The 13,238-nt window shown below is 74.8% G+C and carries 12 protein-coding genes; 4 read left to right on the top strand and 8 right to left on the bottom strand.

Annotated elements, in window-relative coordinates; all coding sequences use genetic code 11:
• Positions 1–57: 57 nt before the first annotated feature.
• The 3 genes from KPL57_RS03465 to aceA are packed head-to-tail and all read right to left on the bottom strand — an operon-like array spanning position 58 to position 3,329.
• Positions 58–1,191, bottom strand: a complete 1,134-nt coding sequence (locus KPL57_RS03465; RefSeq protein ID WP_226350426.1) for a bifunctional 2-methylcitrate synthase/citrate synthase — start codon at positions 1,189–1,191, stop codon at positions 58–60.
• The gene (locus KPL57_RS03460) at positions 1,188–2,012 is read right to left on the bottom strand and encodes an isocitrate lyase/phosphoenolpyruvate mutase family protein (RefSeq protein WP_226350425.1); all 825 of its coding nucleotides are present in this window, start codon (positions 2,010–2,012) and stop codon (positions 1,188–1,190) included. Before KPL57_RS03460 ends, KPL57_RS03465 begins: the two co-directional genes overlap by 4 nt.
• 12 nt (positions 2,013–2,024) lie before the next feature.
• Positions 2,025–3,329: an isocitrate lyase gene (aceA, locus tag KPL57_RS03455; RefSeq protein ID WP_226350644.1), complete on the bottom strand. Its 1,305-nt coding sequence runs from the start codon at positions 3,327–3,329 to the stop codon at positions 2,025–2,027.
• A gap of 210 nt (positions 3,330–3,539) precedes the next feature.
• Between aceA and KPL57_RS03450 the strand changes: the two genes are divergently transcribed.
• A complete protein-coding gene (locus KPL57_RS03450) occupies positions 3,540–4,967 on the top strand; it encodes a short-chain fatty acyl-CoA regulator family protein (protein WP_226350424.1) in 1,428 nt (475 codons plus the stop codon).
• On the opposite strand, the gene KPL57_RS03445 is transcribed toward KPL57_RS03450, so the two are convergent.
• The gene (locus KPL57_RS03445; RefSeq protein ID WP_226350423.1) at positions 4,943–5,842 is read right to left on the bottom strand and encodes an LLM class flavin-dependent oxidoreductase; all 900 of its coding nucleotides are present in this window, start codon (positions 5,840–5,842) and stop codon (positions 4,943–4,945) included. The genes KPL57_RS03450 and KPL57_RS03445 overlap by 25 nt on opposite strands.
• Before the next feature lie 45 nt (positions 5,843–5,887).
• Here KPL57_RS03445 and KPL57_RS03440 point away from each other — a divergent pair, with 45 nt between their 5' ends.
• Genes KPL57_RS03440 through KPL57_RS03430 form a run of 3 tightly spaced genes read left to right on the top strand, consistent with a single transcriptional unit; the run spans position 5,888 to position 8,756 of the window.
• On the top strand, positions 5,888–6,868 hold the full coding sequence (locus tag KPL57_RS03440) for an ABC transporter substrate-binding protein (RefSeq protein ID WP_226350422.1): 981 nt from the start codon (positions 5,888–5,890) through the stop codon (positions 6,866–6,868).
• On the top strand, positions 6,865–7,995 hold the full coding sequence (locus KPL57_RS03435) for an iron ABC transporter permease (RefSeq protein WP_226350421.1): 1,131 nt from the start codon (positions 6,865–6,867) through the stop codon (positions 7,993–7,995). Before KPL57_RS03440 ends, KPL57_RS03435 begins: the two co-directional genes overlap by 4 nt.
• Complete coding sequence (locus tag KPL57_RS03430; protein ID WP_226350420.1) at positions 7,992–8,756, top strand: ABC transporter ATP-binding protein; 765 nt, start codon at positions 7,992–7,994, stop codon at positions 8,754–8,756. Before KPL57_RS03435 ends, KPL57_RS03430 begins: the two co-directional genes overlap by 4 nt.
• An 18-nt stretch (positions 8,757–8,774) precedes the next feature.
• Here the strand turns inward: KPL57_RS03430 and KPL57_RS03425 are convergent, their stop codons facing one another.
• From KPL57_RS03425 to KPL57_RS03410, 4 genes are all read right to left on the bottom strand, one after another.
• On the bottom strand, positions 8,775–9,581 hold the full coding sequence (locus KPL57_RS03425) for an enoyl-CoA hydratase/isomerase family protein (protein WP_226350419.1): 807 nt from the start codon (positions 9,579–9,581) through the stop codon (positions 8,775–8,777).
• 99 nt (positions 9,582–9,680) lie between these two features.
• On the bottom strand, positions 9,681–10,808 hold the full coding sequence (locus KPL57_RS03420; protein ID WP_226350418.1) for a bifunctional 2-methylcitrate synthase/citrate synthase: 1,128 nt from the start codon (positions 10,806–10,808) through the stop codon (positions 9,681–9,683).
• Complete coding sequence (gene prpB / locus KPL57_RS03415; RefSeq protein ID WP_226350417.1) at positions 10,805–11,710, bottom strand: methylisocitrate lyase; 906 nt, start codon at positions 11,708–11,710, stop codon at positions 10,805–10,807. Before prpB ends, KPL57_RS03420 begins: the two co-directional genes overlap by 4 nt.
• Positions 11,710–13,221, bottom strand: coding sequence for an MmgE/PrpD family protein (locus tag KPL57_RS03410; RefSeq protein WP_226350416.1), 1,512 nt, complete (start codon positions 13,219–13,221; stop codon positions 11,710–11,712). Before KPL57_RS03410 ends, prpB begins: the two co-directional genes overlap by 1 nt.
• Positions 13,222–13,238: the final 17 nt, after the last annotated feature.

Raw genomic sequence — 13,238 nt, 5'->3', positions numbered from 1 at the left:
GCCGAGAACCGGACGGGGCATCGGACCCGTCCGGTTCTCTGACGCGTATTCAGGGTGTCATCGAATGGCGTCCACCTCCCGCCGGGACTTCCCGTCGTACTGCGCGACGGGACGGATCAGGACGTTGTGTGCGGCCTGTTCGATCACGTGCGCGGTCCAGCCGCTGATCCGCGACATCGCGAACAGCGCGGTGAACAGCGGGGTGTCGAACCCCATGAGGTGGAACAGCGGACCCGCGGCGTAGTCGAGGTTGGGGCGCAGCCCCTTCTCGCGGAGCATCGCGCCGGCGAGGACCTCGTAGTGCGCCATCAGGTCCCGGCCGCCGCGCAGCTCCGCGACCCGACGCATCTGCGCGTGCAGCGCGGGCACCCGCGAGTCACCGCGCTTGTAGACCCGGTGCCCGAAGCCCATCACCCGCTCGCCGGCCTCGAGCCGGGCGGCCAGCCAGTCGTCGACGTGGTCGGGGTCGCCGATCTCGGCGAACTGGGTCATCACGGCCTCGTTCGCCCCGCCGTGCAGCTCGCCCTTGAGCGCTCCGAGCGCGGCGACGACCGCGCTGTAGAGGTCCGACCGGGTGGAGGTGACGGTCCGGGCGGCGAAGGTGGAGGCGCTGAAGCCGTGGTCGGCGTAGAGGATCATGGCGATCTCGAACGCCCGCACGACCTCCGGTTCGGGGACCTCCCCGAAGGTCATGTGGAACACGTTCTCGGCGTGGCCGAGGCCGGGGTCCGGTGGGATGGGGTCCAGGCCGCGGCGACGCCGCTGGTCCAGCGCGACGACCGTCGGCAGCACCGCGAGCAGCTCCACGGCCTTGTCCGCACTCGCGTCGGTGGAGCGGTCCGCCGTCGCGGGGTCGGCGGCACCGATCCGGCTCACGGCGGTGCGCAGCACGTCCATCGGGTGGCAGTCGGTCGGCAGCGACAGCAGCATCGCCTCGCACGCGGGGTCCAGCGCCCGCAGCGACCGTTCGCGCCGCTCCAGCGCGGCGAGCTCGGCCGCGTCCGGCAGCTCGCCGGTCCACAGCAGGTGCGCCACGTCGAGGAAGGTGTGGCGCTCGGTCAGCCCGGGCGCCGGGTAGCCGCGGTAGAGCAGCACGTTGCGGCAGGGGTCGACGTCGGAGATCGACGTCGTGTCGGCGACGACCCCCACCAGGCCGCGCCGGACGTGGGTGTCCCTCGGGTTCTCGGTCATCGGTGTCCTCCTCCGGCGGGAGCCGCGGCGCGGTCCCGGGTGCGGTCGCCGCCGTGGGCTCCGGGCGGGAGCACGCCGGCGGGACCTCGTGGTGTTCCTGCGTCGCGCGGGTCCCGGCGGCCACGGTCGGTGGCGGCCGGGGCCCGCGGGCCGGTGACGGGGTGGATCACGACGTCCATGCCGAGGGCGGCGAGCTGCGTGACGGTGGGCAGCAGGACGGGGGTCGGGTCGCCGCCGGTGACCGTGGTCGCGGTCACGAGCAGCGGGACGGCGAGGGCCTCGCGCAGGACCGTGTACGCGGTCCGCGACACGGGCGCCTCGACGACGATCACGTCCGCACCGGCGCCGACACAGGCGCGGGCACGGTCGATGGTCTCGATCAGGCCGCCGGCGGCGCCGGCGGTGGTGCGGACCCCGATCAGGAGGTCCGGGTCGTGGCGGACCCGTACGGCGGCGCGGACCCGGGCCGCGACGTCGTCGGCCGCGTAGTCGGCGGGATCGGTGTCGTCGAGGTGCACACCGGACGCGCCGGCGGACTCGAACCGGGCGACGTCGTCGGCGTCGCCGTCACCGCCCAGGTCCACGAGGACCGGCAGCGGGGTGGCCCGCACGATCCGCGCGGTCAGCGCGACCGGCTCCTCCATGCCCGCGGTCGCCGCCGTCACGTGGACGCCGTCGAGGCCGAGTGCGGCGACCTGACGCGCGGCCGCGGTGGTGGTGACGGTCTGGAAGCGCAGCGGTCGCGCCCCCGGCCGGGCACGGCCGAGCGCCGCGCGCAGCCCGGTCCGCCTGCGGACCGGGGGGACGTCGGTCTGCAGCATCAGCGCACCCGTTCAGCCGTGGAACTGCTCGGACTCGGTGGACCCGGCCAGCGCCGTCGTCGACGACTCCGGGTTGACCGCGGTGGAGACCGCGTCGAACCAGCCGGTGCCGACCTCGCGCTGGTGCTTGATCGCGGTGTAGCCGTCGGCCTCGGCGGCGAACTCACGCTCCTGCAGCGCCACGTAGGAGGTCATGCCGTTCGCGGCGTAGCCCTTGGCCAGGTCGAACATCGAGTGGTTGAGCGCGTGGAAGCCGGCGAGGGTGATGAACTGGAACGCGTAGCCCATCGCGCCCAGCTCGCGCTGGAAGCGGGCGATCGTGTCGTCGTCGAGGTGCTTGCGCCAGTTGAACGACGGCGAGCAGTTGTAGGCGAGCAGCTGGTCCGGGAACTGGCCCTTGATCGCCTCGGCGTACTTGCGCGCCAGCTCCAGATCCGGCACCGAGGTCTCCATCCACAGCAGGTCGGAGTACGGCGCGTAGGCCAGACCGCGGGTGATGCAGGGCTCGATGCCGCCGGTGACCCGGTGGAAGCCCTCCGCGGTGCGCTCGCCGGTGAGGTAGGGCCGGTCACGCTCGTCGACGTCGGAGGTGATCAGGTTGGCGGCCTGGGCGTCGGTCCGGGCGACGATCACCGACGGCACGTCGGCGATGTCGGCCGCGAGCCGCGCCGCGTTCAGCGTGCGGACGTGCTGCGAGGTCGGGACCAGCACCTTCCCGCCCAGGTGCCCGCACTTCTTCTCCGACGCGAGCTGGTCCTCCCAGTGCACGCCCGCCGCCCCGGCGGCGATCATGGCCCGCATCAGCTCGAAGGCGTTGAGCGGACCGCCGAAGCCCGCCTCGGCGTCGGCGACGATCGGCACCAGCCAGTGCGGGTCGTCCCCGCCGTCGGCGGCGGCACGGCCCTCCAGGGTGCTGATCTGGTCGGCCCGCAGCAGCGCGTTGTTGATCCGGCGCACCACCGACGGCACCGAGTTCGCCGGGTAGAGGCTCTGGTCGGGGTAGGTCTGCCCGGCCAGGTTGGCGTCGGCCGCCACCTGCCAGCCGGACAGGTAGATCGCCTCCAACCCGGCGCGCACGCTCTGCACCGCCTGGTTGCCGGTCAGCGCGCCGAGTGCGTGCACGTAGTCGCGCTCGTGCAGCAGCCGCCACAGCCGCTCGGAGCCCAGACGGGCCAGGGTGTGCTCCTCGCGGACGCTGCCGGCCAGCGCCACCACGTCCTGTGCGGAGTGCCCGCGGGTGGTCCCGGCCCAGCGCGGGTCCTGCGCCCACTGCCGCTCCAGCTCGTCGATCCGCTCCTGGCGATGGGTCCCGGTCATGTCGTGCTCCTCTGCGAAGGTCTCGTCCGTGTCCGCGCTCACGGCCCGGCCGGTGGTGACCGGCGGGTGTGGCGATCTCTCGAACGGGGTGCGACCAGCATCGGAGCCGGGACCGGGGTCCGGCGACGGTGGCGACCTGCCAACTCCTGCGCATCTTCCGGCCGGATTCTGCGAAGGTTGCGAAGGGTGTCCTCGGCTACAGTCCGCAGCATGGCGACCTCAGGCATCCCGGGGACCCGGTTGCGCGCGCTGCGCGAGACCCGCTCGATGAGCCAGGCCCAGCTGGCCCGCACCCTGGAGATCTCGCCCAGCTACCTCAACCAGATCGAGCACGGCTCGCGCCCGCTGACCGTGCCGGTCCTGCTACGGATCACCGAGGTGTTCGGCGTCGACGCGGCGTTCTTCGCGGCCCGGCGGCCCGAGCGACTCGTCGCCGAGCTGCACGAGGTGTTCGCCGAGACCACCTCGGCCGCCGGGTCGGTCCCGGTGGGCCAGATCGAACGGCTCGCCGCGGAGCTGCCCTCGGCCGCCGACGCGGTCCTGGAGCTGTACCGGCGCTGGCGACGCGCCGACGAGCACCTGGCCGCGGCGGCCGACGGCCCGCGCGACGGCAGCGACCGGATCCGGTCGGCGTCCCCGCACGAGCAGGTGCGCGACTACTTCTACCGGCGCCGCAACCACGTCGCCGAGCTCGACGACGCCGCCGAGTCCCTGGCCACCGGGATCGGGGTCCGGCGCGGCGAGGTGCGGCGCGCGCTGGCGGAGCGGCTGCGCAGCGTGCACGGCGTCGGCATCGCCGGGCTGGAGGACGACCGCGGCGGCGCCGGCGAGCTGCACCGCTACGACCCCGTCGACCGGGTGCTGCGGCTCTCGCCCACGCTGCGTGCCGGGCAGCAGGCGTTCCGGATGGCGACCCAGCTCGCCCTGCTGGAGCACGACGACACCATCGAGGCCCTCGCCGCGCAGGAGCCCGTCGACGCCGACACCCACACGCTGACCCGGATCGGCCTGGCCCGGTACTTCGCCGCCGCCCTGACCCTGCCCTACGGCGAGTTCCGCACGACGGCGGAGACCTTCCGCTACGACATCGAGCGCCTGTCCGACCACTTCGGACAAGGCTTCGAGACGATCGCGCACCGGCTGTCGACGCTGCAGCGCCCGTCGGAGCCCGGGGTCCCGTTCTCGTTCGTGCGGGTGGACCGGGCGGGGAACATGTCCAAGCGCCAGTCCGCGACCGGCTTCCACTTCTCCCGCGGCGGCGGGACGTGTCCGCTGTGGAACGTCTACCGCGCCTTCGCCTCCCCCGGCGAGATCGACGTGCAGGTCGCAGCCATGCCCGACGACGCCCGCTACCTCTGGGTCGCGCGCACCGTCACCGGCTCGCAGCGCCGGTGGGGGCGGCCGGGCAAGACGTTCGCGATCGCGCTGGGCTGCGAGCTGCGCCATGCCCACCGGCTCGTCTACTCCGACGGGCTCGACCTCGACAACCCGGCGGCGGCCACCCCGATCGGCGCGGGGTGCCGGGTCTGCAGCCGGACCCGCTGCCCGCAGCGGGCCTTCCCGCGCCTCGACCACGCGACCCAGATCCTGGAGGACCGCAGCACCTTCGTGCCCTATCCGGTGTCGACCGGCGGCTGAGCGGCCCGGGCCGCCACCGCCGCCAGCCCCCGCAGGACGGGGCGCAGCTCGTCGAGGGTCAGGCGGGCGGGCTGGACGTGGCAGAGCAGCTCGGTGGCGTGGGGCAGGCACGGGTCGGCGGCGAGCGCGGCGAGGACCTCGGGGCCGGTCCCGGCGTGGACGTTCCCGGCGGCGAACCAGGCCGACGGGTCGTGCCCGCGCCGGGCGACGTGCGGGGCGAGCAGGGCGTGGACGGCCGCACGGGACGCGCCGGGCAGCACCGGCCGCGACAGTCCCACCCGGGCTCCCCCGGCCGCGCGGAACCGCCCGAGCAGCCGGGCCGAGCGGTGGTCGTCGGGGCCCGCGGGCCCGGAACGGCGACCGGACAGCAGCCCCAGGCCGTGCCGGACCGCCGTGTCGACCCCACCCGCCGACGACGTCGCCAGCCACACCCGGTCCCGCAGCCCCGGGGCCGCCGGCGTGACGGCACCGGTCAGCGCGTCGAGGGCCTCGTCGAGCCGGGCGTGCCGCTGCGCCGGGTCGGCCCCGAACGCCTCCGACACCCCCGGGTCCGACCCGGCACCCAGCCCGAGCTCCAGCCGGCCACCGCTGAGCACGTCCACCGTGGCCGCGTCCTCGGCGAGCCGTAGCGGGTGCTCCAGCGGCGCGACGACGACGGCCGTGCCCAGCCGGATGCGCGCGGTACGGGCCGCGACCGCGGCGAGGACGACCAGCGGCGAGGACACGTGGCCCTGCTGGGCGCCGAGATGGTGCTGGGCGACCCAGAACGAGGAGAACCCGAGCTCCTCGGCGAGCACCGCGAGCCGGACGGTGTCGTCCAGCTCGGACGCGGCGTCGCGGGGGCCCGCGCCGTGGGTGAGTACGCCCCATCTCACACCAGACACTGTGGACATCTGAGCAGGTTTTCATACATTGGTCCGGTGTCCCGCCCCCGACTTCGCGCCGCGACCGCCGCGCTCACCGCCCTCCTGCTGACCGGCTGCGGCGCCGCGGTCACCGACGCCCCCACCGCGGGCGCCCCGGCCGCCGGGTTCCCGGTCGTCGACGACAACTGCGGCGTCACCACGACCTACCAGGCGCCGCCCACCCGCGCGGTCACCCTGACCTCGAACGCCACCGAGCTGCTGCTCGAGCTGGGCGTGGAGCGGTCGATGGTCGGCACCGCGTACCTGAAGAACCGGCCGATCGGCGAGCGCTACGCGCAGGCGTACGCCTCCGTCCCGGTGCTCGCGCCGGGTCAGCCGGCGCTGGAGCAGCTGCTCGCGGCCGAGCCCGACTTCGTCTACTCCGGCTACCCGGACGGCTTCTCCGAGTCGAACGGACACACCCGCGCCCGGCTCGCGGAGCTGGGGATCGACACCCACCTCAACCCCGAGTCCTGCCGCGAGGGACGCTCCGGGTTCGAGGACCTGTTCGGGGAGATGACCCGCATCGGGGCGATCTTCGGGGTGCCGGAGCGGGCCGGGCAGAGCGTCGACGCCCTGCGCACGCGGCTCGACGCCGTCGCCGAGCGGCTGGGGACGGTCGAGCCGGTCGACGTGTTCGTCTACAACAGCGGCACCGACGCCCCGCGCACCGCGGGCGGGCGGGCCCTGCTCACCGACATGATCGAGCGCGCCGGCGGCCGCAACGTGTTCGCCGACCTCGACCAGCGCTGGGGCGAGGTGTCGTGGGAGCAGGTCGCGCGGCGCGCCCCCGACGTCGTCCTGATCTACGACTACCTGGACCCGAGCGTCGAGTCGAAGATCGCCACGCTGCGGGCGACCCCCGCGGTCGCCGGGCTGCCCGCGCTGACGCGCCCCTTCCCCACCGTCCCGCTGTCGGAGGCCCAGCCCGGCCCGCGGTCGGTCGACGCCGTCGAACGGCTGGCCCGCGAGCTGCACCCCGACCGGTTCCGGTGACCCGGCGGGAGCAGCTCGTCGCGGCGCTGCGCCCGAACGGTCCGCTCCCCGCGACCGGGCCGGCACCACGCGGCACCGCCGGGCACGGCCGTGTGTCGACGACGGCGGCGGTGGCCGTCCTCGGCGTGCTGCTGGTCCTCGCCGCAGGCCTGGCCCTGACGACGGGCTCGGTGTCGGTGCCGTGGTCGCAGACCTGGCGGATCCTGGCCCACCGGCTCGGTGGCACCGCCCTGGTGCCCGACCCGGACTGGTCCCGGGCCGAGGACCTGATCATCGCCGACACCCGGCTGCCCCGGGTGCTGCTCGCCGGGCTGGTCGGCGCGGCGCTGACCGTGGCCGGGATGGTCCTGCAGGCCGTGGTGCGCAACCCGCTGGCCGGCCCGGGCGTGATCGGGGTGTCGTCGGGCGCGGCGACCGGCGCCGTCGTCGTCATGCGGTTCGGGCTGCTCGGTGCGGGGGCGCTCACCCTCAACGTGGCCGCCTTCGCCGGGGCGCTGCTCACGCTCGCCGTCGTGCTGGCGGTCGCCCGCTCGGCCGGGCGGATCACCGTGCTGCGGCTGATCCTCGGCGGGGTCGCGGTCGGGTCGGTGCTGTCCGCACTGACCAGCCTGCTGGTGCTCACCGCGCCGAGCCCGACGCTGGCCTCCCAGGTCCTGTTCTGGACCCTCGGCGGGTTCGGCGCCGCCCGCTGGGAGGTGCTGGTCGTCCCGGCCGTCGTGCTCGCCGCCGGGGTGACGGTGCTGGTGTCGCGCTCCCGCGACCTGGACCTGCTGCTGGCCGGCGACGAGAGCGCCGGTGCGCTGGGGCTCGACGTGCACCGGTTCCGGCAGGCGATGTTCGTCGTCGTCGCGGTCCTGGTGGGGGTGACCGTCGCGGTCAGCGGGGTGATCGGGTTCGTGGGCCTCATGCTGCCGCACGTCGTGCGGTTCCTGGTCGGTTCCGGGCACCGGCGGGGCCTGCCGGTCGCGGTGCTGGTCGGCGCGCTGTTCACCGTGCTCGCCGACCTCGTCGCCCGGACCGTCGTCATCCCCGAGGAGCTGCCGGTCGGCATCGTGACCGCGCTGGTCGGCGGACCGTTCTTCGTGTGGCTGCTGCGCCGCGACGGCCGCAGGCAGGACGCCCGGTGACCCCGCTGGAGATCCGCGACGTGCACGTCGTCGCCGGGCGGGCGACCCTCGTCGACGGGGTCTCGCTGTCGGTCGGGGCCGGCGAGGTCGTCGGGCTGCTCGGCCCGAACGGCAGCGGCAAGTCCTCGCTGCTGCGCACCGTCTACCGGGTCGGGGTCCCGGCGTCCGGCTCGGTGCTGGTCGACGGCTCCGACGTCCGGAGCCGCCCGGCCCGGTGGGTGGCGCAGCGGGTCGGGGTGGTCCTGCAGGACATGCCGTCGGACTTCCCGCTCACCGTGCGCGAGGTCGTCGCGATGGGGCGCTCGCCGCACAAGCGCCCGCTCGCCGCGGACGACCCCGTCGACCACGCCCTGGTCGGCTCCGCCCTGGAGCTGCTCGACCTCACCACCCTGGCCGGGCGCCGGTTCGCCACCCTGTCCGGCGGCGAGCGGCAACGCACCCTGGTCGCGCGGGCGCTGGTCGGGCGGCCCGCGCTGCTGGTCATGGACGAGCCGACCAACCACCTCGACGTCCGCCACCAGCTGGCGCTGCTGGAGCTCGTCCGCGAGCTGGGCCTGCCCACCCTGGTGGCGCTGCACGACCTGAACCTGGCCGCGCGCTACTGCGACCGGCTGTGCCTGCTCGACGCCGGGCGGGCCGTGGCGACGGGGACCCCCGCCGAGGTGCTGACACCCGAGCGGATCTCCGCGGTGTACGGCGTCACCGCGACGGTGCTGGACCATCCGTCGGCGGACTGCCCGCTGGTCGTGCTCTCCCCCTGAGTGCGCCCGGCCGGCCGGTCAGCGCCGGGTGAACACCGCGGGCCTGCGGTCCAGCACACCGCGCACCGCGTCGCGGTGGTCACGGGTCCCGGCCAGCCGGGTGAAGTGCGAGGCCTGCAGCGCGCGGGCGCCGTCGGCGTCGAGGTCGTGCGCACGGCCGACCGCGGCCTTGGTCGCCTCGACCGCCAGCGGTGCCCGGGTGGCGATCCGGTGCGCGCGCCCGCACGCGGTCCGCAGCAGGTCGCGCGCCGGGACGACCGTGCCGACCAGCCCGGTCCGCAGCGCGGTCGCCGCGTCGCAGCGCTCCCCGGTCAGCAGCATCTCCCGGGCCGGTCCGAGACCGATGAGCCGCGGCAGCCGCCAGACGCTCATGATCAGCCCGACGTTCACGCCCGCCGCGACGAAGAACGCGTCGTCGGCCGCGACGCGGATGTCGCAGGCCAGCGCGAGCTCGAGCCCACCGCCGACCGCGCCCCCGGTGACGGCGGCGACCACCGGGACCCGCAGCTCCTCGATCCGGTCGGTGAGCCGCAGGACCCCGTCCAGGAAGTCCGCGGAGGTGCCGTCGTCGCGGGCCCGTCGTTCCTCGCCGAGGTGCCCGCCCGCGCTGAAGTGGCCGACCCCGGTGAGGACGAGCGCCCGGACCGCGGTGTCGGCCTCCACCGCGTCGAGCGCGCGCCCGACCGCCGCCCGTACCGGGGCGGAGAGCGCGTTGGCGGGCGGATGGTCCAGGGTGAGGACGGCGACGTACGGGCCGTCACGGGTCAGTCGCACCCCCGGTGGGTCCACCGGGTACTCGGTCGGGGCGGTCGGGTGGAGGCTCATGGGCACCTTCCGGGCGACGGCACCCCGGCCCGCCCGTGATCGACGGGCGGGCCGGGGTGCGGGGAACCGGCGGTCGGCCGGTGGCGGGACGGCACCGGGTCAGGCCGGGCCGGGCACCTCGCGGCGGGCGGCGCCCTCGTACGCCGCGAGCGGGCGGATCAGCGAGTTCGCGGCCAGCTGCTCGGAGATGTGGGCGGTCCACCCGGTGATCCGCGACATCACGAACAGCGGCGTGAACATCGGGATGTCGAACCCCATCAGGTGGTAGAGCGGGCCCGCCGGATAGTCGAGGTTGGGGTGCAGGCCCTTCTCCCGCAGCATCGCCGCGGCCAGCGCCGAGTGGGTGGCCAGCAGCGTGCCGGCGCCGCGGAGCTCGACGACCTGTTCCAGCGCCGCCTGCAGGGTCGGCACCCGCGAGTCGCCGCGCTTGTAGACGCGGTGCCCGAAGCCCATGATCTTCTTCTTCTGCGCGAGCGCGTCGGCCAGCCACGCCTGCGCGGCGTCCGGGCCGTCGATCCCGGCGAGCATGTGCATCACGGCCTCGTTCGCGCCGCCGTGCAACGGCCCCTTGAGCGCACCGATCCCGGCGACGACGGCGCTGTAGAGGTCCGACAGCGTCGAGGTCACCACGCGCGCGGTGAACGTGGAGGCGTTGAAGCTGTGCTCGGCGTAGAGGATCATCGAGACCTCGAACGCCCGGACGACCTCCGGTTCCGGGACCTCCCCGAAGGTCATCCGGAAGAAGTTCGCCGCGTAGCCCAGGTCCGGGTCGGGCGCGATCGGGTCCAGTCCGCGCCGGCGCCGCTGGTCGATCGCGACGACGGTCGGCAGTGCGGCCAGCAGCCGCAGCGACTTCTGCGCGTCGGCGGTCGGGTCGTCCTCCTGGGCGTCCTCGGAGCCGAGCCAGCTCACCGCGGTGCGCAGGGTGTCCATCGGGTGGCAGGTGGTGGGCGTCGACAGCAGCAGCGCCTGCAGGCTGCGGTCGATCGGGCGCAGTGCCCGCTCCTGCGCCTCCAGCCGGGCCAGCGCCGCCGGGTCGGGCAGCTCGCCGTGCCACAGCAGGTGGGCGACGTCGAGGAAGCCGCGGTGCGCGCAGAGGTCCTGCACCGGGTAGCCGCGGTAGAGCAGCGAGTTCGTGTCGGCGTCGACCTTCGAGATCGCCGTGGTGTCGGCGACGACGCCGGCCAGTCCCTTGCGGACCTCGGGCGGGGTGTCGATGACGGTCATGCGGGGTCCTCCTCCTGGTATCCGGCGAGGCGGGCGTCGAAGGCCGCGTACTCGTCGTAGCCGAGCAGCTCGTAGAGGCGTGCGCGGGTCTGCATCCGGTCGACGACGCCGGACTGGGTTCCGGTGCGCCGGATCTCGGCGAGCCCGGCCTCGGCGGCGCCCATGGCCAGCCGCAGCAGGGTCACCGGGTAGATCACGACGTTCATCCCGAGCCGGGCCAGGGTGTCCGCCGTGAGCAGCGGGCTCCTGCCGAACTCGGTCATGTTCGCCAGCAGCGGGACGTCGAGCGCGTCGCGGAACGCCGCGTACTCGCTCTCCGAGGCGAGCGCCTCGACGAACACCATGTCCGCGCCGGCGTCCACGTAGGACCGGGCACGGGTGACGGCGGCGTCGAGCCCCTCGACGCCGCGGGCGTCGGTGCGCGCGCAGAGCACGAGGGCGTCGTCGCGGCGGCCCCGCACGGCGGCCCGGATCCGGGTGCACATGTCCTCGGTGGACACGAGCTCCTTGCCCGCGAGGTGGCCGCAACGCTTCGGGTCGACCTGGTCCTCCAGGTGCAGGCCGGAGACGCCGGCGTCCTCGAAGGACTGCACGGTGCGCGCGACGCACGCCGGGCCGCCCCAGCCGGTGTCGGCGTCGACGAGGGTCGGCAGGTCGGTCTGCCGGGCGATCGTCGCGGCCCGGGCGGCGACCTCGGTGGCCGTCGTCAGCCCGACGTCGGGCAGCCCCAGCTCCGCCGACAGCACCGCACCGGAGACGTAGACGCCGTCGAAGCCCTGGTCGGCGACGAGCATCGCCGACAGCGCGTTGAACGCCCCGGGGAACTGCAGGAGCCGCCCGCTCGCCAACGCCTCGCGGAACGCCACCCGGCGCCCGTGCGCGGTGGTGGTCGTGCCGAGCATCAGAACACCCCGCGGCCCGGGGCGCCCGCGAGCGACGCCGGGACGACGGTCAGCTCCCCCAGCTCGCCCGCGTCCAGCTCGGGCAGCCGCAGGGCGTGGTCGAGGAAGCGGTCCTGCTCGACGCGGTCGACGGTGTCGCGGGCCAGGTCGCGGAACTTACCGACGTACTGCTCGCGGCCGAACGGTCGGGCGCCGAGCGGGTGCGCGTCGGCGACGGCGATCTCGTCGACCAGGGTCGACCCGTCGGTGAGGGTGATCTCCACCCGGCCGCCGAACGCCTTCTCCGCGGGGTCGTGGGAGTGGTAGCGGCGGGTCCACTCCGGATCCTCGACGGTCGAGATCGCGTGCCACAGGCGGACCAGCTCGCCGTCGGCGGCACGGTGCGGCGGGTAGGAGCGCTCGTGGTGGAAGCCGCCGTCGAGCAGCGCGACCGCGACGATGTAGGGGATCGAGTGGTCCAGGGTCTCCCGGGACGCCTGCGGGTCGTACTTCTGCGGGTCCCCGGAGCCGGAGCCGATCACGTAGTGGGTGTGGTGGCTGGTGTGGATGACGATGCTGCGCACCGCGTCCGGGCCACCGGCCTCGCGCAGCCGCGGGCCGAGCCTGCGGGCCAGGTCGATCAGCGCCTGGCTCTGGTACTCGGCGGAGTGCTCCTTGGTGTAGGTCTGCAGGATCGCCTGCGGCGCCTCGCCCGGCGCCGGGAGCGGCACGGTGTAGCCGGCGTCCGGGCCGTCGAGCAGCCAGGCGATCACGCCGTCCTCGCCCTCGTAGATCGGCGACGGCGCGCCCTCCCCGAGCATCGCCCGGTCGACGGCCTCGATGGCGACCTTGCCCGCGAAGGCGGGGGCGAACGCCTTCCACGACGAGATCTCGCCCTTGCGCGACTGCCGGGTGGCGGTCGTCGTGTGCAGGGCCTGCTGCACGGCCTGGTAGGTGACCTCGGTCGGCAGGTCGAGCAGCGCGCCGATGCCCGCGGCGACCGACGGGCCGAGGTGGGCGACGTGGTCGATCTTGTGCTGGTGCAGGCAGATCCCGGTGACGAGCGCGACCTGCACCTCGTAGGCGACCGCGATCGCCCGGGTGAGCGCGGCGCCGTCGGCACCGGTGTGCTGGGCGACGGCCAGCAGCGGCGGGATGTTGTCCCCGGGGTGGGAGTAGTCGGCCGCCAGGAACGTGTCGTGGAAGTCCAGCTCCCGCACCGCGACGCCGTTCGCCCACGCCGCCCACTCCGGCGAGACCCGCTCCCGGGTGCCGAACACGACCGAGCCCGCACGGTCCCCGGCCGCCGCGTGCCGCAGCGCCTGCGCCCGGGCGGCGACGACCGGGCCGCGGTCCAGCGACGCCGTCGCCACACCGGCGTTGTCGACGAGCCGGTTCACGACCATGTCGGCGACCTCGGCGGGCGGGGCGACCGGGTCGGCGGCCACCTCCGCGATCTTCCAGGCGAGCTGGTCGGTGCGGGCGAGGTTCTCCTCGCTGCGGTGCACCCGGACCTTGTGGTCGACGGTCATGCGGGCTCCTCCTCGTG

This window comes from Pseudonocardia sp. ICBG601 (assembly GCF_020496245.1).
The sequence above is the reverse complement of the archived record's forward strand: the minus strand, read 5'-3'. Positions and strand labels throughout refer to the sequence as shown.